Origin of the sequence: Algoriphagus sp., assembly GCF_024305035.1 — a bacterium.
Taxonomy (GTDB): domain Bacteria; phylum Bacteroidota; class Bacteroidia; order Cytophagales; family Cyclobacteriaceae; genus Algoriphagus.
The window spans coordinates 1-1,402 of record NZ_JAMWZB010000073.1; the positions used below are offsets into that span (position 1 = coordinate 1).

At 56.0% G+C, this 1,402-nt stretch carries 1 protein-coding gene; it reads right to left on the reverse strand.

The annotated features are described in order from the left end of the window. The coding region (locus tag Q0L00_RS19545; RefSeq protein WP_297338578.1) for an MBG domain-containing protein at nucleotides 1–1,402 on the reverse strand (1,402 nt) is incomplete at both ends.

Genomic DNA, 1,402 nt, shown 5'->3' on the forward strand with positions numbered 1-1,402 from the left:
ACTCCCGGATCAGGTTCAACACGCCCATCCGCTTCTCTCCGGTCTCGATCACTTCGATCACCCAGGTGTAGGCTCCCGTTGGAAGCTCCTTACCCCTGTAGCTGCCGTCCCATCGCACATCCGCGTCCTCGCTGTAGAACAGGCGCTCTCCGCTCAGGTCAAAGACCTGAAGACGAACCCCGCTGTAGTAGCGCAGGGCCGGCAAGCCCCAGCTGTCGTTCACCCCGTCCCCGTTCGGGGTAAAGGTGTTGAACACCTCCAGGGCCTCCAGGTTGATTCGCGTACGGATGACCACAAAGTCCTTCTCCAACACGTTGCCGTCCCGGTCGGTCACCCTGACTCTGATCCTGAACTCGGTACGTCCCGAGGCCTGGTCTGCACTGCTCCAGAACAATATCCCCTCGAGGATCTCAAAGTATTCATTGTCTGCCGCTCCTTCGATCAGCTCGATCTCGTGGATGTCATCCACCGGATCCACTACCGTAAAGGCACCCACTTCCTGGAAGAAGACCGTCGGACTCGGATCAAAGCTGTTGTTGCTTAGGCTGAGGTCTAGGGGTGCCGCTTTGGCCAATACTTCTACCTGAAGCAGGGCTTGCTCTCCGCTTTCATTTTCAATGCCATCGGGCAACTGCAAGCTGCCAAACAGGCTGTAGATTCCACGGGCCAGCAGGTTCAGGGGCCTTTCATCCCAAGTGACTCCGATCTCCACTTCCTGTCCGTCTGCAGTCAGGATGATCACCGTTTCGGGAAGTTCCGGCATCACCGACCAGGGGGTCCGGATCAGCTCGGGAGTATTGATCATCAGCAGCACTGCCGGTACAATCTCCAGTTCGGCTCCGGTGTAGCTGATCGTATAGTTCTGACCTGCATCCAGGCTGCCCTGTGTAATGCTGTAGCTGCCCACTGCTTCTCCGGATTCCCTGCTCAGGGTTCCCGTGATGACTGACTCACCGTCTCCTGCGGTCAGACCACTCACCCGGTAGGTCAGGGCCGGATCTTCTCTTCCAAAGATCTTCTGCTTATCGTCTGCTGTGATCGTCAAGGCCTTCTTGCCGATGGTCAGCGTGCCGTTTACCAGCGTGATGGCGTAGTTCTGGTCCGCTCCACCCGCTAGTTCAATTGGGTAGGTTCCCACATTCGAGCTTGCTGTGGCTGTCGTGCTAATGCTTGGTTCGGTTTCTACTTGCGTATCTCCGTTGACTAGGCCGCTGTAGCTGAAGGTGAGCGTTGGGTTTACTTCCCCGTAGGTCTTCTGCTTGTCCTCAGCTGTAATCGTCAAGGCTTTCTTGATAATCGCAAAGTCTGCTCCGGCGAAATCGATCGTGTAGTTGGCTCCCGCACTTAAGCTACCCAAGTTAATCGCATAGCTTCCCACATTCTCTCCAGCTGTTCTTTCTAA